Origin of the sequence: Arthrobacter sp. PAMC25564, from assembly GCF_004798705.1 — a bacterium.
Classification (GTDB): Bacteria; Actinomycetota; Actinomycetes; order Actinomycetales; family Micrococcaceae; genus Arthrobacter.
Map to the genome: position 1 here is coordinate 2,080,809 of NZ_CP039290.1, position 21,989 is coordinate 2,102,797.

The 21,989-nt window shown below is 66.3% G+C and carries 19 protein-coding genes; 18 read left to right on the top strand and 1 reads right to left on the bottom strand.

Translation table 11 applies throughout. From position 1 onward, the window contains the following. Positions 1–314 precede the first annotated feature (314 nt). The 18 genes from E5206_RS09630 (at position 315) to E5206_RS09715 (ending at position 21,178) form a co-directional block, all read left to right on the top strand. Positions 315–2,213, top strand: a complete 1,899-nt coding sequence (locus E5206_RS09630) for an acetolactate synthase large subunit (protein ID WP_136322300.1) — start codon at positions 315–317, stop codon at positions 2,211–2,213. Between the two features lie 2 nt (positions 2,214–2,215). Continuing rightward, the gene (ilvN, locus tag E5206_RS09635) at positions 2,216–2,728 is read left to right on the top strand and encodes an acetolactate synthase small subunit (RefSeq protein ID WP_136322301.1); all 513 of its coding nucleotides are present in this window, start codon (positions 2,216–2,218) and stop codon (positions 2,726–2,728) included. A gap of 100 nt (positions 2,729–2,828) precedes the next feature. After that, entirely contained in the window at positions 2,829–3,854 is a 1,026-nt protein-coding gene (gene ilvC / locus E5206_RS09640; RefSeq protein WP_136322302.1) for a ketol-acid reductoisomerase, read from the top strand. A gap of 137 nt (positions 3,855–3,991) precedes the next feature. Then, complete coding sequence (gene serA / locus E5206_RS09645) at positions 3,992–5,587, top strand: phosphoglycerate dehydrogenase (RefSeq protein WP_136322303.1); 1,596 nt, start codon at positions 3,992–3,994, stop codon at positions 5,585–5,587. A gap of 219 nt (positions 5,588–5,806) precedes the next feature. Further along, the gene (locus tag E5206_RS09650; protein WP_136322304.1) at positions 5,807–8,596 is read left to right on the top strand and encodes an FtsX-like permease family protein; all 2,790 of its coding nucleotides are present in this window, start codon (positions 5,807–5,809) and stop codon (positions 8,594–8,596) included. Further along, positions 8,593–9,360, top strand: a complete 768-nt coding sequence (locus tag E5206_RS09655) for an ATP-binding cassette domain-containing protein (protein ID WP_205759889.1) — start codon at positions 8,593–8,595, stop codon at positions 9,358–9,360. The genes E5206_RS09650 and E5206_RS09655 overlap by 4 nt, the downstream gene beginning before the upstream one ends. Before the next feature lie 62 nt (positions 9,361–9,422). Next, positions 9,423–10,982 carry a methionine--tRNA ligase gene (gene metG / locus E5206_RS09660; protein ID WP_136322305.1) on the top strand — a complete coding sequence of 520 codons (1,560 nt, stop codon included), beginning with the start codon at positions 9,423–9,425 and terminating at the stop codon, positions 10,980–10,982. A 434-nt stretch (positions 10,983–11,416) separates the two neighbouring features. Beyond that, positions 11,417–11,935: a hypothetical protein gene (locus tag E5206_RS09665; protein ID WP_136322306.1), complete on the top strand. Its 519-nt coding sequence runs from the start codon at positions 11,417–11,419 to the stop codon at positions 11,933–11,935. Positions 11,936–12,017: 82 nt separating this feature from the next. Then, entirely contained in the window at positions 12,018–12,794 is a 777-nt protein-coding gene (locus tag E5206_RS09670) for a class F sortase (protein WP_136322307.1), read from the top strand. A 74-nt stretch (positions 12,795–12,868) separates the two neighbouring features. Then, positions 12,869–13,921: a 3-isopropylmalate dehydrogenase gene (locus E5206_RS09675; RefSeq protein WP_136322308.1), complete on the top strand. Its 1,053-nt coding sequence runs from the start codon at positions 12,869–12,871 to the stop codon at positions 13,919–13,921. 114 nt (positions 13,922–14,035) lie between these two features. Continuing rightward, a complete protein-coding gene (locus E5206_RS09680; RefSeq protein ID WP_136322309.1) occupies positions 14,036–15,148 on the top strand; it encodes a branched-chain amino acid aminotransferase in 1,113 nt (370 codons plus the stop codon). A 96-nt stretch (positions 15,149–15,244) separates the two neighbouring features. After that, positions 15,245–16,036: an MBL fold metallo-hydrolase gene (locus E5206_RS09685; protein WP_136322310.1), complete on the top strand. Its 792-nt coding sequence runs from the start codon at positions 15,245–15,247 to the stop codon at positions 16,034–16,036. A gap of 10 nt (positions 16,037–16,046) precedes the next feature. Further along, entirely contained in the window at positions 16,047–16,823 is a 777-nt protein-coding gene (locus tag E5206_RS09690; protein WP_136322311.1) for a fumarylacetoacetate hydrolase family protein, read from the top strand. Positions 16,824–17,066: 243 nt separating this feature from the next. Then, positions 17,067–17,660 carry a PadR family transcriptional regulator gene (locus tag E5206_RS09695; RefSeq protein ID WP_136322312.1) on the top strand — a complete coding sequence of 198 codons (594 nt, stop codon included), beginning with the start codon at positions 17,067–17,069 and terminating at the stop codon, positions 17,658–17,660. A 139-nt stretch (positions 17,661–17,799) separates the two neighbouring features. Beyond that, complete coding sequence (gene gltX / locus E5206_RS09700; protein ID WP_136322313.1) at positions 17,800–19,347, top strand: glutamate--tRNA ligase; 1,548 nt, start codon at positions 17,800–17,802, stop codon at positions 19,345–19,347. A 2-nt stretch (positions 19,348–19,349) separates the two neighbouring features. Beyond that, complete coding sequence (locus tag E5206_RS09705) at positions 19,350–20,093, top strand: HAD family hydrolase (RefSeq protein WP_136324059.1); 744 nt, start codon at positions 19,350–19,352, stop codon at positions 20,091–20,093. Further along, positions 20,086–20,682: a hypothetical protein gene (locus E5206_RS09710; RefSeq protein WP_136322314.1), complete on the top strand. Its 597-nt coding sequence runs from the start codon at positions 20,086–20,088 to the stop codon at positions 20,680–20,682. The genes E5206_RS09705 and E5206_RS09710 overlap by 8 nt, the downstream gene beginning before the upstream one ends. 115 nt (positions 20,683–20,797) lie before the next feature. Continuing rightward, on the top strand, positions 20,798–21,178 hold the full coding sequence (locus E5206_RS09715) for a hypothetical protein (RefSeq protein WP_136322315.1): 381 nt from the start codon (positions 20,798–20,800) through the stop codon (positions 21,176–21,178). 70 nt (positions 21,179–21,248) lie between these two features. Here the strand turns inward: E5206_RS09715 and E5206_RS09720 are convergent, their stop codons facing one another. Further along, the gene (locus E5206_RS09720; RefSeq protein WP_240689617.1) at positions 21,249–21,956 is read right to left on the bottom strand and encodes an ABC transporter permease; all 708 of its coding nucleotides are present in this window, start codon (positions 21,954–21,956) and stop codon (positions 21,249–21,251) included. Positions 21,957–21,989 lie beyond the last annotated feature (33 nt).

Below are 21,989 nucleotides of genomic sequence, written 5' to 3' on the forward strand. Positions count from 1 at the left end.
GGACGGCGCTCGCGCCGGAGGTCTGGGGAAGGACCAACCCGTGGACAATGAAGTCCACATCGTGAGACAAGGCGTGTGCTCGTTGACACGTGTCCCACCCAGAGGGAAAACTGAACGCATGATCTCATTCGTTACCGTCGGCGTCGTCGTCCTTACCAGGCGCGTGGCTGATTAGCCTTCACCGGTAACGAACCGTCACGCGCAACCCCTCGAAGAGCCAGCCGGCTGAGGGGTTTTTTTATTTCCCGCACGATCAGCACCACGCAACACCCCGTAGTTCCACGATCACAGAAGATCCACAAAGGAAGAGTCCGATGAGCAAAGGATCGCCGATCAGCCCCTCGCTGATGGCCACGAAGTCCGCTGGAGCCCACAAGGCTTCGGAACGCGTCGAACGTCCGGCTGACGCCGCCGTCGACACTGCTGCCGTCTCTCCTGTCCTTGGGCCGAACAACGTCGTACCCCCGACGGTGATGACCGGCTCACAAGCAATCGTCCGCTCGCTCGAAGAACTCGGCGTGCAGGACATTTTCGGTTTGCCCGGTGGCGCGATCCTGCCCACCTATGACCCCTTGATGGCTTCACGAATGAATCACATTCTGGTCCGTCACGAACAGGGAGCCGGCCACGCCGCGCAAGGCTACGCCATGGTCACCGGACGGGTTGGCGTCTGCATCGCTACCTCGGGCCCGGGGGCCACCAACCTCGTTACCGCCATCATGGATGCCCACATGGACTCCGTGCCGATGGTGGCCATCACCGGCCAGGTCGCCAGCGCGGTGATCGGCACCGACGCGTTCCAGGAAGCGGACATCGTCGGCATCACCATGCCGATCACGAAGCACTCCTTCCTGGTCACCGACCCCAACGACATCCCGCACGTGATGGCGGAGGCCTTCCACCTGGCCTCCACCGGCCGTCCGGGACCCGTCCTCGTTGACGTCGCCAAGGACGCCCAGCAGGGCCAGATGACCTTCTCCTGGCCGCCCAAGATCGACCTCCCCGGCTACCACCCCGTGCTTCGCGGCCACAGCAAGCAGGTCCGCGAAGCCGCCAGGCTCATCGCGGCCGCCAGCAAGCCCGTGCTGTACGTGGGCGGCGGCGTCGTCAAGGCCCATGCCTCGGCCGAACTTCGCGAGCTGGCAGAACTGTCCGGCGCCCCCGTGGTCACCACCCTGATGGCCCGCGGCGTCTTCCCGGACTCGCACCCGCAGCACGTCGGCATGCCGGGCATGCACGGCACCGTGTCCGCCGTGACCGCCCTGCAGCAGTCAGATCTGCTGATCACCCTGGGCGCACGCTTCGATGACCGGGTGACCGGCGTCCTGAAGTCCTTCGCCCCGAACGCCAAGGTCATCCACGCGGACATCGATCCGGCCGAAATCTCCAAGAACCGTACGGCGGACGTCCCGATCGTCGGCTCGGTCAAGGAGATCATTCCGGAACTGAGCGATGCCCTGCGCCTGGCGTACGAGGCCTCAGGCACCCCTGACCTCAGCAGCTGGTGGGCCTTCCTGAACAACCTCAAGGAGACCTACCCGCTGGGCTGGACCGAACCCGAGGACGGCCTGACCGCCCCGCAGCGCGTGATCGAACGCATCGGCGCCCTCACCGGCCCCGAAGGCGTCTACGTCGCCGGCGTCGGCCAGCACCAGATGTGGGCCTCGCAGTTCATCAAGTACGAGCGCCCGCACGCCTGGCTGAACTCCGGCGGGGCCGGCACCATGGGCTACGCCGTGCCGGCCGCCATGGGCGCCAAGGTCGGCGAACCGGACCGCGTGGTCTGGGCCATCGACGGCGACGGCTGCTTCCAGATGACCAACCAGGAACTGGCCACCTGCGCGATCAACAAGATCCCGATCAAGGTCGCCATCATCAACAACTCCTCGCTGGGCATGGTGCGCCAGTGGCAGACCCTGTTCTACGAGGGCCGCTACTCCAACACCGACCTGAACACCGGCCACGACACCGTCCGGATCCCGGACTTCGTCAAGCTGGCGGATGCCTACGGCTGCGCCTCCTTCCGCTGCGAACGCGACGAGGACATCGACGCCACCATCCAGAAGGCCCTGGAAATCAACGACCGCCCCGTGGTCATCGATTTCGTCGTGAGCCCCAACTCCATGGTGTGGCCGATGGTCCCCGCGGGAGTCAGCAATGACCAGATCCAGGTTGCCCGCAACATGACCCCGGAATGGGAAGAGGAGGACTGAACATGACCCGCCACACACTGTCCGTACTGGTCGAAGACAAGCCCGGTGTGCTGACCCGCGTCGCAAGCCTCTTCGCCCGCCGCGCCTTCAACATCCACTCCCTGGCCGTGGGCCCGACGGAAGTTCCGGGCATGTCCCGGATGACCGTCGTCGTCGACGCCGATGGCGAGCTGGTCGAACAGATCACCAAGCAGCTGAACAAGCTGATCAACGTGATCAAGATCGTTGAGCTCACCCCCGAATCTTCCGTACAGCGCGACCACATCCTGGTCAAGGTACGTGCGGATGCCGCAACCCGGCTGCAGGTCACCCAGGCTGCAGACCTCTTCCGCGCTTCAGTAGTCGACGTCTCCACAGAGTCGGTGGTCATTGAGGCGACGGGCCACCCCGAGAAGCTCACGGCACTGCTTTCCGTGCTCGAGCCCTTCGGCATCCGCGAAATCGTGCAGTCCGGCACCCTGGCCGTCGGCCGGGGCTCCCGCTCCATGAGTGACAGGGCCCTACGCAGCGCGTAAGGCACAGCGCACAGCGCAGGCACCTGCCTGGCCACACGTTGCGCCCGGCACCGCAGCACCAAAGACACCATCGAAAAACCACTCAAGAGGAGTTACACCAGTGACTGAAATGTTCTACGACGACGACGCAGACCTGTCGATCATCCAGGGCCGCAAGGTTGCCATTGTGGGCTACGGGTCCCAGGGCCACGCCCACGCACTGAACCTGCGCGATTCCGGCGTCGAGGTTGTCATCGCCCTCAAGGAAGGCTCGAAGTCGATCGCCAAGGCCGAGGACGCCGGCTTCACGGTCAAGAACGTCGCCGACGCCGCCGAATGGGCCGACGTCATCATGATCCTGGCGCCGGACCAGTACCAGCGCTCGATCTACAACGACTCGATCAAGGACAAGCTGACCCCCGGCAAGGCGCTGGCCTTCGCCCACGGCTTCAACATCCGCTTCGGCTACATCAAGGCCCCGGAGGGCGTTGACGTCATCCTGATCGCCCCGAAGGCTCCCGGCCACACCGTGCGCCGCGAGTTCGAGGCCGGCCGCGGCATCCCGGACATCATCGCCGTTGAGCAGGACGCTACCGGTTCCGCATGGGAACTGGCCAAGTCCTACGCCAAGGCCATTGGCGGCACCCGCGCCGGCGTCATCAAGACCACCTTCACCGAAGAGACCGAAACGGACCTCTTCGGCGAGCAGGCCGTCCTGTGTGGCGGCGTGTCCCAGCTGGTCCAGTACGGCTTCGAGACCCTGACCGAGGCCGGCTACCAGCCGCAGATCGCCTACTTCGAGGTGCTTCACGAGCTCAAGCTCATCGTTGACCTCATGTGGGAAGGCGGCATCGCCAAGCAGCGCTGGAGCGTCTCTGACACCGCGGAATACGGCGACTACGTCTCCGGCCCGCGCGTCATCACCCCCGAGGTGAAGGAGAACATGAAGGCGGTCCTGAAGGACATCCAGGACGGCGCCTTCGCCAAGCGCTTCATCGACGACCAGGACGCCGGTGCCCCCGAGTTCAAGGCGCTGCGTGCCAAGGCAGAGCAGCACCCGATCGAGGCCGTTGGCCGCGAGCTGCGTGCGCTGTTCGCCTGGCAGCAGCAGGACGCCGACTACGTCGAAGGTTCGGCAGCCCGCTAGGCCTTTGCCCGGCAGGGGAGCCGGACACCATTTCCTGGGGTCCGGCTTCCCTGCTGTCCAGCACCACCCGTATCACCAGCAACACCTGATTCACCAAAATCCCCACCTGAAACACAAGAGAGCTAAAGAGGTCACCGGTGACAAGCACCAAACCTGTAGTACTCCTCGCTGAGGAACTTTCGCCCGCCACGATCGAGGCCCTTGGCCCGGACTTCGAAATCCGGCAGACCGACGGCGCCGACCGTTCCCAGCTGCTCTCTGCGATCGCCGACGTCGACGCGATCCTGGTCCGCTCCGCCACGCAGGTGGACGCCGAGGCCATCGCCGCCGCCAAGAACCTCAAGGTCATCGCCCGCGCCGGCGTCGGCCTGGACAACGTGGACATCAAGGCCGCCACGCAGGCCGGCGTTATGGTGGTCAATGCGCCGACCTCCAATATCGTCTCTGCCGCCGAACTGACCGTCGGCCACATCCTGAGCCTCGCCCGCCACATTCCGCAGGCCAGCACCGCGCTCAAGGACGGCGAGTGGAAGCGCTCCAAGTACACCGGCATCGAACTCTTCGAGAAGAAGATCGGCATCATCGGACTGGGCCGGATCGGCGCCCTCGTCGCGGCCCGGCTGAAGGGCTTTGACACCAAGATCCTCGCCTACGACCCCTACATCACCTCCGCCCGGGCCGCCCAGCTCGGCGTGCAGCTGGTGACCCTGGACGAACTGCTCGCGCAGTCGGACTTCATCACCATCCACATGCCCAAGACGCCCGAGACCGTCGGCATGCTCGGCGAGGAATCCTTCAGGAAGATGAAGCGCACGGCCTATGTCGTCAACGTCGCCCGCGGTGGCCTCGTGGACGAGGAAGCCCTCTACGCAGCCCTGGAGTCAGGCGAGATCGCCGGAGCCGGCGTCGACGTGTTCGTCAAGGAACCCAGCACCGACCTGCCGTTCTTCAAGCTCGACAACGTCGTGGTGACCCCGCACCTGGGCGCCTCCACCGACGAGGCACAGGAGAAGGCCGGCGTCTCCGTGGCCAAGTCCGTCCGCCTTGCCCTGGCCGGTGAGCTGGTGCCCGACGCCGTCAACGTGGCCGGCGGCATCATCGCCCCGGACGTCCGCCCGGGCATCCCGCTGATGGAGAAGCTGGGCCGCATCTTCACCGCCATGACGCACGCATCGCTCACGCAGTTCGACGTCGAGGTGGCCGGCGAAATTTCCACGCTCGACGTCAAGGTGCTGGAACTCGCCGCCCTGAAGGGCATTTTTGCCGACGTCGTGACCGAGCAGGTCTCCTATGTCAACGCCCCCGTCATCGCCGAACAGCGCGGCATCAACGTCCGCCTGATCACGACGCCGGACACGGAGTCCTACCGTAACGTCCTGACCCTGCGTGGCGCGCTCAGCGACGGCAGCCAGATCTCGGTGGCCGGAACCCTGACGGGCCCCAAGCAGATCCAGAAGCTCGTTGGTATCAACGGCTTCGACCTGGAGATGCCGATCAGCGAGCACCTCGTTGTGGTTGCCTACGCGGACCGCCCCGGCGTGGTCGGCACGATCGGCCACATCCTGGGCATGAACAACATCAACATCGCCGGCATGCAGGTCGCGCGGCAGACCGAGGGCGGCCAGGTGCTCGCCCTGCTGACCATCGACAGCTCCGTCCCGCAGCAGGTCCTTGACGCCATCAAGGCCGGCATCGGCGCGGACCTCGTCCGCGAGGTTGATCTGGAGGACTGAACCCCTCCCCGCGGACGGGCGGCGCCGCGCTGCAGGAAGCTGCAGCAACTGCCGCCCGTCCGCGAACGAGTGGCCGGTCTGCGTACAATGGCTAGGTCCGAATTTCGGATCCTGGCCGGCAGACCGGCCTTCACTTTTGCACGCCCCGGCAGGGGACGCCTTCACTTCCGTATGGGATGAACTGTGGCGTGCGCACGCAATCCAGCTTTCAGGAGCCCAATGAACGCCGTCCAGAGGTTCATCAGAAGCAGAGTGCTTCTGCTGACCGCGTCCATTTTGATCGCGGCCATGTGCCTGTCGGTCCTGATCCAGGGGCAGTCGCAGGCGGCTCTCGACCGGACCGTTGACCAGAACTCACGGGGACTCTACGACATCCTTGTCCAGGTCAAGGCAAATGACAACGGCGGGCTCATGCAGCCGGACATCGCCAACGGCCAGGGCGGCATCGGCTTCGACCAGCTCGACGCCATCCGGAAGCTGTCCGGCACCTCCGTGGCGGCGCCGATCAGCCTTGTCTCCCGCGTCACCCAGAACCTGGAATCCCCCCGGCTCGAGGCCACCGACTATCTGGGCTTCAACGCCGGCCTCGCCGGCACCTCCGGGGATCCCACCGCCACCGATCCGAGCAAGTGGCCGGCCGCCGAGTCGGTCCTGAGCGACACGCCCAAGAAGTACCGGCTCACCGCCAGCGCCGTGAGCTCGGACGGGCAGACGGACCAGACCCTGTTCAAGACCACGGCCGAAGGCTCGCTCGGCAAGGCCAAGCTCATCGAAGAGACGGTCGCCGGCGGCAAGAACGTCCGCATCGCCGGCCCGGCAGGGGAGACCGGCATCAAGTTCCCCGCCCCGGCAGGCGGCTCCGAACATACCCTCTTCAACCTCTCCGTTTCGCTGCCGATGGCGCCGCAGGTGACCGAGTCCGTCGTCGCCGTGGACCCCGTCGCCGAGCGCGCGCTGCTCGGCACCGCAGGTGACTTCCTGGCGCCCCTGGAGAAGGCGCCCCCGGCGGACGCCCGCAACGCCGGAGCCATCGGCCGGCACTTCGAAAGCCTCTTCACCAACGGCATCGGCATGGACCAGCTGAAGGAAGGCCCCGACTTCCTGGGCGTCAAGCTCAAATACTGGGCACCCCTGATGAGCCAGTACCAGCAGGCCAAGCGCAGCGGCCAGCTCACGGCCGATTCCCAGGCCATCCCGCTGATCGTCCGCTCGGGCACCTCCGTGGACCTGAAGTACTCGGTCAAGATCGAGGAAATCGACGCCTCGGGCAATGTCACCAAGGATGTCGGCACCGTGACCCGCTCGCTGGACAAGGACTACCTGCCCTTCGTCTCCAAGTCCCCGTTCGCGCTTTCCTGGCCCGGCTCCAAGGACCTGACCCAGCTGCTGGGGGACACCGGCAGCTTCAGCCAGGGCCTCTACAACCCCGCCACCTGGAGCACCGACTTCGCCGCCGCTCCCAAGTACAAGGACGGATCCACCGCCGGCAACGGCGCCGTGGACAAGTCCGCCACGCCCGGCGATTGGGTCACCGTGAACCGGCTGCCGGACAAGGCCGCCAACGGCGCTCCCGTCGACCAGACCCAGCGCAACCCCGTGGATGAGCGTTCCTACCGGGACAACCTCGAAACCGGCAAGAAGCTGGCGACCCCGCTCGCAATGGTCTACGGCACCTTCGACGCCGCGCAGGTCCAGGAAGTGGCCGGAGACGTCAACCGGCTGCCCCTCGGCGGTTATGACCCCACCCCCTTCACCGTGACCAAGGATGCCTCCGGCAAGGACGTCGCGCACACGGACCTCAAGCCGTCCCTGAGCGCCACGGGGCTGGCCAGCCAGTCGGCCGGTGCCATTACCGACTTCTACGGGCTCGCCGCCGCCCGCGGCTACGAGCAGAACGCCTCCGTGATCGACGCCGTCCGCGTCCGGGCCAAGGTCCCTGGCAGCTGGAAGCAGGCCCAGCCCGACGTCGAGAAGCTCGCCAACGAGATCCGCGACATGGGCCTGCAGGCGACCGTCGTCGCCGGCTCCGCCCGTGAGGACGCGAGCATCTTCGTCCCGGGTTACTCCAAGGACGACGCAGGCAAGGAATCCGCGCTGGGCACCGTGCGGCAGTCGTGGGTCCGCCAGGACGCCGCGGATGCCGTCTCCGCCTCGCTCACCGGGACCAACCTGACCCTGCTGTTCCTGACCCTGTGCGGCGCGGCCCTGCTGACCGGCGCCTCGACGGTAAGCTACGTCCGCAAACGGCGCAGCGAGGCCGGAACGCTGCGTGCCATGGGTTGGACCCAGCGCAGGATCCGCTCTTGGGTGCTGGCCGAATTCGGCGTCGGCGCGGCGCTGCTGGCCGTCGCCGGGACGGTGCTGAGCCTGATCAGCTGGAACCCGGCCACCGCCATCGTCTCCGCCTCCGTCCTGGCGCTGTACATCGGCGCCGCCTACTTCGCCGCCCAGCAGCTGCGCCACCGCGAGGAAGTGGACCAGGAACCGCAGCACGATGAACGCCTCATCCCGGTCGATTCCGCGCTCACCTTCGCCAACCGGCAGCTGAGCACGAACAAGTTCAACACCGGTTCCCTGGCCGTCGCCGTCGGCGTCTTCGGGGCGGCGGTGGGCGGACTGATCGCGCTGCTGATCGACATCCCCCGGGCGGCCGGCGCCAGCGCGCTCAGCGGGCTGGCCGCGGCCAGCATCGCGCTGCCGAGTATCATCCTGGCCCTGTCCGGGGTGGCCGTAGGGCTCGTGCTGACCATGGTCACCGGCCGCTTCGAGCTGCAGGCCAAGCGCGAGTACCTCGGCACGCTGAGGGCCATGGGCTGGAATCCGGACATGCTGGGCCAGGTCCGCTTCTTCGAAAACGCCATGGTGGGGACCGTCGCCCTGCCGCTGGCAGTCCTGGGCGCCCTCGGCATCGGCCTGCTCCTCGCCCCCTATGCCGCACTCTGGGCCGGCCTGGCCGGACTCGTGGCTGTACTCTGCTGGATTCCCATTGCAACGAAAGTAGTCAAATGACTAACGAGCTGAACCTTGACCGGGCGGCCCACGACCGGATGACCGCGAGCACCCGAAAGGGTGCGCACAAGACCCGTGCCAACACCATCGTGAAGGCCACGGACCATGCCACTCCGCTGGAGCTCAGCAACATCACCATCCACTATGGCGGCGGCAACAGCGGTGCCGAGGCCGTCAACGTCGTGGACGACTTCAACCTGACCCTGCACGCCGGCGAGATGCACTGCGTCGCCGGCCGCAGCGGCTCGGGCAAGACCAGCATCCTGACCGTCAGTGCGGGCCTGACCCTGCCGACGTCGGGCCGGGTGTTCTGGGAAGGCGATTCGCTCGAAACCATGGGCGACGACGAGATCGCCGACCGACGCCGTGCCCTGATCGGATACGTCGACCAGGGCGGGGCCCTGATCGACGGCATGAGCGCGCTGGAAAACGTCCTGCTGCCGGCCGTCCCCGACGGCGAGGTGGACCAGCGCCGCGACATGGCCAAGGACCTCCTGGACCTCGTGGGCCTGGGCCGGCGCATGCGCCACCGTCCCGCCCAACTCTCCGGCGGCGAACGCCAGCGCGTGGCGATCGCCCGGGCCCTGATCCTCGGCACCCGCGTGCTGGTCGTCGACGAGCCCACGGCCAGCCTGGACCGCGCCTCCGCCAACCGCATCATCAGCATCCTCAAGGACACGACGTCGGACGGGATTGCCGTCCTGGTGGCTTCACATGACCACGAACTTGTCCGCCAGAGCGATACCCTCACCGAACTGATCTAGATTTAGGGGTAGCGTCTTCCGTCCGCGGCTTGCACCGCTTCAGAAAAAGGTAAGTTCACAGAGTGTCGTCTTCAGCTAAAACCCCGTTCTACATCACCACGGCCATCACGTACCCCAACGGCGTGCCGCACATCGGCCACGCCTATGAATACATTGCCACCGATGCGATGGCCCGCTTCAAGCGGCTGGACGGCTACGACGTCTTCTTCCTGACCGGCACGGACGAGCACGGCATGAAGATTGCCCAAACGGCAGAGAAAGAGGGCATCTCGCCCAAGGAGCTGGTGAACCGCAACGCGGAGGTCTACAAGGCCGCCCACGCGGCCCTGGGGATCTCCTATGACCGGTTCATCCGCACCACGGACGCCGATCACTACGCGGCGTCACAGGCAATCTGGAAGAAGATGGAAGCCAACGGCGACATCTACCTGTCCAAGTACGAAGGCTGGTACTCCGTCCGCGACGAAGCGTATTACGTCGAGGACGAGACCGTGGTGAAGGATGACGGCGTCCGCTACTCGCGCGAAACGGACACCGAGGTGACCTGGACGGCGGAGGAGAGCTACTTCTTCAAGCTCTCCGCCTACCAGGACAAACTGCTGGCAATGTACGAGGCCCACCCTGATTTCGGCGCCCCGCAGTACCGATTCAACGAGGTCATCAGCTTCGTCCGCGGCGGCCTCGAGGACCTGTCCATCAGCCGTACGAGCTTCGACTGGGGTGTCCCGGTGCCCGGCAATGACCAGCACGTGATGTACGTCTGGGTGGATGCGCTGACCAACTACCTCACCGGAGTCGGCTACCCGGACCTTGAGTCGGAGTCCTTCAGGAAGTACTGGCCCGCCGACGTCCACGTCATCGGCAAAGACATCTCGCGGTTCCATGCCATCTACTGGCCCGCCTTCCTGATGAGCGCCGGGCTGGAACTGCCCAAGCGGGTCATGATCCACGGCTTCCTGCAGAACAACGGCGTCAAGATGTCCAAGTCACTGGGAAACGTCGTGGCGCCGGCGGACTTCGTGGCCCAATACGGCCTCGACCAGGTCCGGTTCTTCCTCCTGCGCGAGGTGCCGTTCGGCGCCGACGGCAACTACAACCACGAGGCAATCGTTGGCCGGATGAACTCGGACCTCGCCAACAACTTCGGCAACCTCGCCCAGCGGTCCCTGTCCATGGTGGCCAAGAACTGCGAAGGCCGCGTTCCCGCTCCGGGCGCCTTCAGTGCCGAGGACACCGCGCTCTTGGCCCAGGCCAACGGGCTGCTTGACAGCGCGCGTGTAGCCTTCGAGAAGCAGGAATTCAGCCGCGCCCTGGAGGCAATCTGGGGCGTCCTCGGTGACTCCAACGCCTACTTCGCCGACCAGGCCCCGTGGGTCCTGCGCAAGACCGACGTCGGGCGCATGAAGACCGTGCTCTACGTGACGCTCGAGGTGCTGCGGATTGTGGCCATCCTGGTCCAGCCGGTCATGCCGACGGCGACCGCGGCCATCCTGGACACCCTCGGCCAGGCCGAGGGCGATGCCCGGCAGTTCACGGCCCTTGGAACTCCCATCGCCGCGGGTACGCCCCTGCCGGCCCCGGCCCCGGTCTTCCCAAAGTACGAGGAGCCCGCCGAGGCATAGCCAACGCTCCCTCACTTCCTGCAGGTTTGGGCCCGACGCTCCTGCACCTTTTGATGAAAGGTGCGGGAGCGTTTGCGCTTCGACGACGGCTGGTGAGGGAGCGTGTGTGTCTCAGCCCCGCCCGAACAGCCGGGTTCCCCGTTGCGACGTCGCGCCGGTTTTCGTTGTACAGGTAATCGGCGCTGCCAGACTGACTACAGTTCGTGGCAACGAGGTAGCGGAGTCACGCGAATGCGCGTACCGGATACTCGGGACCGGTGCACGGTGCCCACCATAGTCTGAAAAAGCAAGCGAACTGACGACACTGCTGGGGAGTAGCTGTCGCCCTTTGATTCGCTGTTGGGGTCGCAATTAATAGTCTTTCCTAGGTCTCACAGATGGTTACTCCACAGGGTCCTGTCAGGTCGAACATGACTTGAACGGAAGGGCCGAAGATGAGAAGGACAATCGCCACACTGGGGGTCGTGGGGCTGGGCGTGATGGCTGCCACGGTGACTGCTGCTGCCGCGCCGCCGGACACAATCTCTATCTGCCATGCGACGCATTCGCAGTCCAACCCGTACATTGCTGTGACGATCAGCCTTAGCGCGCTGTCGGCCCACGCCGGCGACACTCACGATATCGTGCCGACCAACGCGGGCGCGGACATGCCGAACGGGCAGAATCTGAGCCCGGGGAATCTGGCGATCCTGGCGGCGGGCTGCGCCGTTGGGGCGTCCGTCGGTCCGAGTGAGTCGCCGAAGCCGTCGGAGTCCCCGAGTGAGTCGCCGTCTGCTGCCAAGGCAGCAGCCGTGCCTGCGGCCAACGTGGGCCACAATGTCCAGACCGCCGTGGGCGGGAACCCGGATGCTGGTATTCCTCTGTGGCTCTCCGCGCTGACTGGCCTCTTCATGTCAGGAGCCGCAGCGGTGCTCTGCACTGGCAGGGCACGGGCAAGGAAGGCTGACAGCTAGGGGGTCCTCCGTGGCGGGTGTGGTAAGCGGCACCCGCCCCGGACGCCTATTTACTTGCGGTTGCACTTCAACAGGAGAAGTTATGGCCAGCCACTGCAAGACCCGGCAATTCCACGGCGGGGCCCCGCGCAGCCTGATCCTGGGCCGCCGGGACTGGCTCCTGCTGGCGGCCTGCATCGTCGGGTTGCTGGTGGCCTGGCTCGTCTATGGCGCAATCGGTCCAGATGACGGGCGGTCCCTCGCCGGAAGTGCAGGAACGGGGATACCAACCGCCTCGGCCCCGGCCATTCCGGCCACTCCGGCCAGCGGCCCTGCCCAGTCGCGCCCTGCCCAGTCCGGCCCTGCCTCCTTCGGCGACGCCCTGGCCGTGCCGCCCGCGACAGGCCGGCCGGCCGGCGCCCCGCGGGCGGCACCCGGCCCTGTTGCCTCCGCACCGCAACGCATTTCGTACCCGGCGGCAGGCATGGACGTTGTGGTTCATCCCCTGCAACCGGACGCTGATAGCCAGAGCATTGTGCCACCGGAGACGATGGACGGATATTGGCTCTCGACCTTCGGCAGCCCGGGGGCGGGCTCGACGAATACCACGTACATCATCGGCCACAGCTGGGAGGGGCTGGACGCGCCCTTCAACCATTTGAGCTCGGCAGCCGCTCCCGGCGACCGATTCGCCGTGACCACGGCAACGGGTGTCGTGGAGTACACGGTGGATTCCGTGGCCACCTATAGGAAGTCGACGCTCAAAGACAGTTCGGTCTGGACAGCGGTTCCCAACCGGATAGTCCTGATCAGCTGCTACACGGAGGACCTCTGGGGCGTGAACCTTGTGGTCACGGCTTCCCCCGCTGCCGGGAAGTGAGGAACGCCGGCCCGAAGCATCCGAATAGTGAGACGACTTGACCAGCATGTGGATCCCTTGGCTACCCTGAAAACATGAGCGCATCCACGATTGATCTGGCAGTTATCCCGGGCGACGGTATCGGACCCGAGGTCATAGCCGAAGCCCTGAAGGTCCTGGAAAAGGCCGCCGCCGCCGAGGGGATCGTGCTGGAGCAGACCCACTACAAGCTGGGTGCGGAGCACTGGCTCGAGACCGGCGAGACCCTTCCAGAGGAAACCCTGGCCGACCTGCGCACCCGGGATGCCATCCTCTTCGGAGCCGTGGGTGCGGCCCCGGGTGACACCCGGATCCCCTCAGGCATCATCGAGCGCGAGATGCTCCTCAAGCTGCGCTTCAGCCTGGACCACTTCGTCAACCTGCGTCCCTCCCGGCTGTACTCCGGCGTCGGCAGCCCGCTCGCCAACCCCGGAGAAATCGACTTCATCGTCGTGCGCGAAGGCACCGAGGGCCCCTACGTCGGCAACGGCGGCGCCCTGCGCGCCGGGACCCCGCACGAGGTTGCCACCGAGGTGTCGCTCAACACGGCCTACGGTGTGGAGCGGGTGGTACGGGACGCGTTCCGCCGCGCCAGTGCCCGCGACCGCAAACATGTCACCCTGGTCCACAAGCACAACGTGCTGGTCTACGCCGGCCACCTGTGGAAACGCACCGTCGAGGCTGTGGCGCAGAAATTCCCGGACGTCACGCACGATTACCTGCACATTGATGCCGCCACCATCTTTATGGTCACCGACCCCGCCCGCTTCGACGTGATCGTCACGGACAACCTCTTCGGCGACATCATCACCGACCTCGCCGCCGCGGTCACCGGCGGCATCGGCCTCGCCGCATCCGGCAACATCAACATGGAACGCACCGCACCCTCCATGTTCGAGCCGGTCCACGGTTCGGCCCCGGACATCGCCGGCCAGCAGAAGGCCGATCCCACGGCCGCCATCCTCTCCGGCGCGCTCCTGCTGGACCACCTGGGCTTTGCCCGCGCCGCCCGGAAGATCGAGGCGGCCGTCGTCGCGGACGTCGAAAACCGCGACGGCGGCTTCCGCAGCACAAGCGCCATCGGGGACGCCATAGCGGCCGCCCTGTAGGCTGCGGCTGCCCGGTCCGGCAACCGGCGTAAGCTTGTTTCGAATCACCAAAATGCTGCCGTGGTCCGACGTTGAACCACGTTCATACACCTGGCAGCCGACCGTGGAGGAACCATGACCCAGACTGCCCATGGCGTCGAATTCACCCAGCAGCTTTCGGCAACCCCGAAGTCCGCTGAAGAACGTGCTGCCATCCTGGCGAACCCGGGATTCGGCAACTATTTCACCGACCACACCGCGATTGTCGACTACAGTGTCGGCGCCGACGGCAAGGGCAGCTGGCACGATGCGCGCATTGAGGCCTACGGACCGATCTCCCTCGACCCGTCCGCCGCGGTGCTGCACTACGGCCAGGAGATCTTCGAAGGGCTCAAGGCCTACCGCCACGCCGACGGGTCCATCTGGACGTTCCGCCCGGAGGCCAATGCCGCCCGCCTGAACCAGTCCGCCCGCCGCCTGGCCCTCCCCGAGCTTCCGGAGGAGTACTTCCTGGAAGCCATCCGCCAGCTGGTCTCCGTGGACAAGGAATGGGTGCCCTCCGGCGACGGCGAAGCCCTGTACCTGCGCCCGTTTATGATCGCCACCGAGGCGTTCCTGGGTGTCCGCGCGGCCCGCGAGGTCTCCTTCCGTGTCATCGCCTCCCCGGCGGGCAACTATTTCGGCGGCGAACTGAAGCCCGTCTCGATCTGGATCTCCCGCGAATACGCCCGCGCGGGCCGCGGCGGAACCGGTGCCGCCAAGTGCGGCGGCAACTACGCAGCCTCGCTCATCGCCCAGCAGGAGGCCGAGGCGCACGGCTGCAAGCAGGTCCTCTTCCTGGACCAGTTCAACGACAACGCGGTCGAGGAACTCGGCGGCATGAATGTCTTCTTCGTCATGAAGGATGGCTCGCTCGTCACCCCGGCGCTGACCGGCACCATCCTCGAGGGCGTCACCCGGTCCTCGGTGATCCAGGTGGCCGAGGACATGGGCCGCGCCGTCGCCGAGCGCAAGATCACCCTGGACGAATGGCGCGACGGCGTGGCCTCCGGTGACATCGCCGAGGTCTTCGCCTGCGGTACCGCCGCCGTCATCACCCCCATCGGCGTCCTGAAGGACAACACGGAGTTCATCGGATCCGAGGACGCCAAGGCGGGGGAGACCACCATGGCCATCCGCGCGACGCTCCTCGGCATCCAGACCGGCACCGTGGAAGACACCCACGGCTGGCTCACCCGCCTGGCCTAGCTTTCACCAACAGTCCGACGGCGGCCCCCACCACACGGTGGGGGCCGCCGTCGTGCTGCTGCTCCTTTGAGCGCTCCTCGGTGCAAAGATGGAACCGTGACCACGGAAAACACCTCCTCCATCCGCCGCAGCAGCGAACTCACGCGCTTCCGCCTCGCACCGAATCCGGGACCGATGAGCCTGGCAGGCACCAACTCCTACCTGATCGCCGCTCCCGGCTCGCCCGGCGTCGTGGTCGTGGATCCGGGACCCCTCGATGAGGGCCACCTCCAGGAACTCACGCGGTACGGCGCGGTGGAGCTCATCCTCATCACGCACCGGCATGCCGACCACACGGCGGCCGCGGCCCGTTTCGCCGAACTCACCGGCGCCCCCGTCCGTGCAGCCGATCCCGCGCACTGCCACGGGGGAGACCCGCTGCGGGATGGCGAGGTGCTGCACGCCGCGGGAGTGGAGATCCGGGTGCTGGCGACGCCGGGCCACACCTCCGACTCGGTCTGCTTCCACCTGCCCGGGGACGGCGCCCGCGGCGCCGTGCTGACGGGGGACACGATCCTGGGCGTCGGTACCACCGTCCTGGACTACCCCGACGGCACACTGGGCGATTACCTCGGCTCCCTGGACCGGCTGGAGAACCTGGGCCCGGCCACCGTCCTGCCGGCCCACGGTCCCGTGCTGCCCGAACTGGACGCCGTGGCCCGTGCCTACCGCGAGCACCGGCAGGGACGCCTCGCGCAGATCCGCACCGCCCTGGAGGCCCTGGGGGAGGACGCCGGACCGGACGCCGTGACCGACGTCGTCTACGCGGACGTCGACGCCTCAGTGCGCCGGGCGGCGGAACTCTCCGTGGCCGCCCAGCTCGACTATCTGCGGTCCGGCAGCAGGTAGGCTTGGGGCCATGCGTATCGCCCGGTTTGTAGTCGATTCTGATCCCCTCTACGGCATCGTTGAAGGTGGGCCCGGCAGTGAGGAAGTCACTGTGATCAAGGGCGACCCCTTCTTCCACGGCGTGGAACGGACTGCCGAAACACACAAACTGGAGGACGTCCGCCTGCTGGCGCCGATCATTCCCCGCAGCAAGGTCATCGGCGTCGGCCGCAACTTCGTCGAGCATGCCGAGGAACTCGGCAACGAGGTCCCCCAGCAGCCGCTGCTCTTCCTGAAGCCGAACACCTCGGTCATCGGCCCCAACGATCCGATCGTGCTGCCGGAGTTCTCCGAGGAAGTGTCCTTCGAAGCCGAACTGTGTGTGGTCATCGGCCGGATCTGCAAGGATGTGCCCGAGGAACGGGTCGACGACGTCATCTTCGGCTACACCTGCGGCAACGACCTCACGGCCCGCGACGTCCAGAAGACGGACCTCCAGTGGGCCCGGGCCAAGGGCTTCGACACCTCGGCACCGCTGGGGCCGTGGATCGAGACCGAACTCGACACGGAGGACCTGCAGATCCAGGGCCGGCTCAACGGCGAACTGCGCCAGGACGGCAACACGAGCCAGATGATCCGGGGCGTCAGGGAACTCGTCTCCATCGTCTCGCAGGCGTTCACCCTGCTGCCCGGGGACGTCATCATGACCGGCACCCCGGCCGGCGTCGGCCTCGTCCAGGCCGGCGACCGCTACGAGGTGGAAATCGAGGGCATCGGCCGGCTGTCCAACCCCGTGGTGCGACGCTAGCGTCCTTCCGGTGCTGAACCAGGGCACATCCTGTCTTCCCGGCACCGTCGATTACGGTCCGCCGCTGTCTCCGGCAGGTGGCCGCAGCGCCCCATCCGGCCGCGCCCTTCTCTGCTGCGCTCCCGGTCAAAACGTCATCAAATCCCTTCTTGACCGGCGATACTTACCGATATATCTTTAAGTATCGCCGAATGATCGGTGACCATCGGAAAGACCCATCTGTGGTGGAAGGACGATGCCCCCATGAAAGGCATTCACGACAACAGATTCACTGGACTCGGACCGGATAGGGAACGCTTCGAACGCGGCAGGAGCCGCCGCGGACCGCATGGACACGGCGGGTTCGGACCGGGCCGCGGGTTCGGGCCGGGTTTTGGCCCGGGCTTTGGTCCCGGCGGATCACGCCGGGCCAGCAAGGGCGATGTCCGCTCGGCGATTCTCTCCCTCCTGGCCGAATCTCCCTCCAACGGCTACGGGCTGATCAAGACGATCGCTGAGAAAACGTCGGGAGCGTGGCGGCCAAGCCCGGGCTCGGTCTACCCGACGCTGCAGCAGCTCGTTGATGAAGAACTCATCACACCCGTCGGCGATGGACGACGCACCGAGTTCACGCTCACGGATGCCGGCAGGGCGTACGTCACCGAGCACGCAGAGGAGCTGGACAACGCGTGGAGCACCGACTCCCAGGGCTCCGGGCCCGCGTTCCACCAGAGCGTGGGAAAGCTCATGGGAGTCATCCACCAGTTCCGTTTCTCGGCAACCGATGAACAACGCACTGCCGCTATGGAAAAAATCGACGAAACCCGCCGCGCGCTCTACCAGATCCTCGCCGACTAGTTTCAGCCTCCGCCAGACCAGCTCCGGCGCGGGCTGCTGGCGCCAGGATGGCCTTCAGCAGCCTCCGCCGGACGCCGGGCGCCCCGGGAGAACGGTGATCCGGGTTCGCGTCCGGGCAGGCGGTAAAGTTGGAGTCACTATGATTACTCCTTCTGCGCCCCACGCCGCCTCCAGCGAAGCCACCAGCTCCGAGCTTTCCGGCTCCACCGGTGAGGTCACCGCCGATACCCCGGTCCGTGTCCGGTTCTGCCCGTCGCCCACCGGCACCCCGCACGTCGGCCTGATCCGCACCGCCCTCTTCAACTGGGCCCACGCCCGGCACACCAAGGGCACCTTCGTGTTCCGGATCGAGGACACGGACGCGGCGCGCGACTCGGAGGAGAGCTACCAGCAGCTGCTCGAGGCGCTCAAATGGCTCGGTATCAGCTGGGAAGAAGGCGTGGAGGTCGGCGGTCCGCACGAGCCCTACCGCCAGTCCCAGCGTCTGGACCTCTACAAGGACGTCGTCGCCAAGCTGATCGACGCCGGCTACGCCTACGAGTGCTACTCCTCGCCCGAGGAAGTCGAGGCACGCCACCGCGCCGCCGGCCGCGACCCCAAGCTCGGCTATGACAACTTCGACCGCGAGCTCTCCGAAGATCAACTGGCAGCGTTCAAGGCCGAGGGCCGCCAGCCCGTGCTCCGCGTGCGGATGCCGGATGAGGACGTCACCTTCACCGACCTGGTCCGGGGCGAGATCACCTTCAAGGTCGGCAGCATCCCCGACTACGTCATCGTCCGTGCGGACGGATCCCCGCTGTACACCCTGGTCAACCCCGTCGACGACGCTCTGATGGGCATCACCCACGTCCTCCGCGGCGAGGACCTGCTCTCCTCCACCCCCCGCCAGGTGGTGCTGATCCGCGCCCTCATCGAGATCGGTGTCGCCACCTACATGCCGGTCTTCGGGCACCTGCCTTACGTTATGGGCGAAGGCAACAAGAAGCTTTCCAAGCGGGACCCCCAGTCCAACCTGTTCCTGCTCCGGGACCGTGGCTTCATCCCCGAGGGCCTGCTGAACTATCTCTCCCTGCTCGGCTGGAGCCTCTCCGCCGACGAGGACATCTTCTCCGTGGACCAGCTGATCGAGAACTTCGACGTCAAGGACGTTCTCGCCAACCCGGCCCGCTTCGACATCAAGAAGGCCGAGGCCATCAACGGCACCCACATCCGGATGCTCGACGCCGAGGACTTCCGCGGCCGGCTCGTCCCGTACCTGCGCACCGCAGGCTTTGTCGGCGACACCCTGACCCCGCGCCAGGAGGAGATCCTCGCCGAGGCGGCCCCGCTGATCCAGGAGCGCATCTCGCTGCTGGGCGAGGCCCCTGAGATGCTCGCCTTCCTGTTCAAGGACGACAACGCGATCGACGTCGCGGACGACGCCCGCAAGGGGCTTCCGGCGAACCTCGCCGAGGTGCTCGACGCAGCCCTGGCCGCGCTGGAACCGCTCGCCGACTGGAGCGCCGAGAGCATCCAGGCCGCTCTCAGGGAAGCGCTCGTGGAGGGCCTGGGCGTCAAGCCGCGGCTGGCCTTCGGTCCGGTCCGCACGGCCATCTCCGGCCGGCGGATCTCCCCGCCGCTGTTTGAATCCATGGTGATCCTGGGCAAGGACCCGTCCCTGGCCCGCCTGCGCGCTTTCCGCGGCTGATGATGACTGATCCCGAGGCCGCGATCGGCGTCCTGGCCACCGGCCTCGGCGTCGTCCGCGGTGTGCTCTTTGACATCGATGACACACTGGTGGACCTGGAGTTCGCCATGACGACGGCGCTGCGCGACGTCAGCGAGCACCTGCTGCCCGGCCTGGACCAGGCCGGGTGGGAGAAGTTCGGGCGGATCTTCACCCACGAGACCACCCACTTCTACGACCGCTACCTTGCCGGGGAGCTGAGCTTCAACGAACAACGCCTGCTCCGCGGCCGGGCCGCGCTGAGGCACTTCGGCGTCGAGCTCGAAGAGGGCGAGCAGGCGCACCACTGGGTCAGTTCCTACGCGAGCCTGCAGCATGGCTACATCCGGGCTTTCGACGACGTCACCCCGATGCTGGACGCGCTTGACGCCGCCGGCATTCCCTACGGTGCGGTGAGCAACAACGTCCATGACTACCAGCGGGTCAAGCTGGACGCGGCAGGGCTGGAGCGCATCCGCGTCCTTGTGGGCACCGACACCGTCGGGGCTGCGAAGCCGGAACCCGCCATCTACCTTGAGGGTGTGCGGCGGCTGGGCACCGGCGCCGGCGAAACGCTGTATGTGGGGGACAACCTGCTCCTGGATGCTGAAGGCTCCACGGCGGCCGGCCTGCTGGGCGTCTGGCTCAACCGCGGCGGGGAACCGGCCCCGGGCTTTGCCGGGCGCGAGATCGGCTCCCTGCTGGAACTCCTGGCGGGCCGTGCCTAGCTTTCTGGCCCAGTGCTGTGGCGCCGTCCCCGGAACCCTGGAGTCGGTGGTCCCGGTCAGGCTGTTCGCTGCCGGGGACTGGCCGGCCGGACTGCATTTTGTCGTCCTGAGGTCCGGGCTGGTGTTGTTGGCCGTGATCGTGGCGCTGACTCTCCGCAGCAGGATCCTCAAACGGGTCTGGGGGATGGGCTGGCGCCGCGCAGCAATAGCGTGCGGGGCCGGCGCAGTTGTCTTTTATGTGGTGTGGATCGTCTATCTGGGCGGAGTCATGCCTTCTGAGACGGTGGCGCGCAATTGGAATGTGGCCTGGCTCGGATTGGATGGATTCGAAGGCCTCAGTGCCTTGTTCACGCTGCTGTTCCTGCTTCGACGCAGCCCTTATGCGGTGTTGACCACGGCCGCGTTCAGCACCAGTCTCTGCATCGACGCCTTGTTCGATGTCACAACTGCCGCTCCCGGCCTTCCGTTGGCCACGGCCATCCTTGAGGCCGTCCTCGTCGAGCTTCCCTTCGCAGTCCTTTCGGGGGCCCTTGCGCTCAAGCTCCTCAACGCCAGTGATCCTTCACGGCTGCCGGCGGCGACGGAGTAGACGACGAAGTAAACGCCGGACGCATGGCCGGACGTTGAGCCGGCACCCAGTATTCGCTCAGTTTTTTGCACTTTACTTGGGGCGTTAACCCTTTGCATTCTTGAGGAGATATTACGTGAAGCAGGACGCATTCCAAGACCGGGCCGCAGCTCCGTCATCCGACCCCCGCCCGACCCCGGAGACAGCCCCCACGGCGCCGCTGCTTCAGGCGGATCCCCCGGCACGCTACGCCCCGGCAGGGCCGGTGAAGAGGAAGTGGTGGACCTTGCCGAAGATCCTGGTGGCGGCGGTCGTTGCGGTACTGCTTGCCGGGGGCGGAGGGGGCGTCATCGGATATTCGATGGGAAAGTCCGACGCCACCCGCCAGTTCGCGCAGAGGCTTCAGAACGGCCGGCCCAACGGTGCCAACGGGCAGGCGCGCCGCAGTCCGGGCACCGGCCAGAACCAAGTCCAGCCGACGGCACCCGGCACCCCGGGAAGCAATGGCAACCTGTAGGCCAGCACGCAACGTTGCGCCGGTGGGCTGTGAAACGGCACGGGCCCCGGGGGCAATCATGCTGTTGCCTTCAGCGTGCCAACCGGCCCAGCAGCGCCGCAGCGATGCTGATCATGGCGATTGCGGAAATGAGAAGCACCGCGAAATCGAGGGGTAAATTGGCGGGGGTACCGATGAGCAGTCCGCGGAGGGCATCTACTTCATAACCGAGCGGGTTGGCCTGGTTGAGTCCCTGCAACCAGCCGGGCATGAGGCTCACCGGGTACAGCGCATTCGAAGCGAAGAACAGGGGCATCGTGATCGCTTGACCGATTCCCATGACGCGCTCCCTGCTCAGGACCAGTCCCGCGACGGTGATGGAGAGGCAACAGAAAAAGGCCGATCCGAGGACGACGAAACCTGCAGTCGCGAGCAACCTGAGAGGGTCAGCGGTCAGCGCGACTCCCAGCAGGGCTGCGAGCACCAGCACGACGACAGCCTGGACCAGCGCGCGCATTCCGGAAGCAAACGCCTTTCCTGCCACCAGGGCCGCCCTGGGTGTGGGAGTGACCAACAGCTTGGCCAGGATTCCGGCGTCGCGGTCCCAGATGATCTGGATGCCATAGAAGATGGCAACGAACAGGGCAGACTGAGCCAAAATGCCGGGGGCCAGATAGTCAAGATAGGGCACGTTGCCTGTCGGGATGGCCCTTAGGCGGGTGAATGTTTCCCCGAAGATCAACAGCCAGAGGGCCGGCTGGATGGCACGGATCAGCAGCTCAGTGGGGTCGTGCCTCATCTTTTGCAGTTCGACAGCGCACATGGTGACTAC